This is a genomic window from Nonomuraea sp. MG754425 (genome assembly GCF_021699195.1).
In the GTDB taxonomy this organism is placed as follows: domain Bacteria; phylum Actinomycetota; class Actinomycetes; order Streptosporangiales; family Streptosporangiaceae; genus Nonomuraea.
Map to the genome: position 1 here is coordinate 1 of NZ_SSXE01000483.1, position 554 is coordinate 554.

The window sequence follows — 554 nt, forward strand, 5'->3', positions numbered from 1 at the left end:
TCCCCGTACCGGCGGTGGCTCCGGCGACCGGCGCGAGGGTGGTTACGGTGGCCGCCGTGAAGGCGGTTTCCGTGACGACCGCGGCCCCCGTCGCGAGGGTGGTTTCCGTGATGACCGTGGTCCGCGCCGTGAGGGCGGTTTCCGTGACGATCGCGGGCCCCGCCGTGAGGGTGGTTACGAGAGCCGTGGTCCGCGTCGTGAAGGCGACGACCGTGGGCCGCGTCGCGAGGGTGGCTTCCGCGATGACAGGGGACCGCGCCGTGAGGGCGGTTTCCGTGACGATCGCGGTCCCAGGCGTGAAGGCGGGTTCCGCGATGATCGCGGCCCGCGCCGTGAAGGCGGGTTCCGGGATGACCGGGGTCCTCGGCGCGAGGGTGGTTACGAGAGCCGGGGTCCGCGTCGCGAAGGCGACGACCGTGGGCCTCAGGGCGGCGACCGTCGTCCCTTCCGCGATCGGGACGATCGGGGTCCGCGTCGTGAGGGTGGCTACGGCGACCGCGGTCCCCGTACCGGCGGTGGCTCCGGCGACCGGCGCGAGGGTGGTTACGGTGGCC

The 554-nt window shown here is 73.8% G+C and carries 1 protein-coding gene; it reads left to right on the top strand.

Annotated features, from left to right (window positions below):
* Window positions 1–47: 47 nt before the first annotated feature.
* Window positions 48–554, top strand: a 507-nt coding sequence (locus FAF44_RS53590) for a hypothetical protein (protein ID WP_237111181.1), incomplete at its 3' end; no start/stop codon positions are given.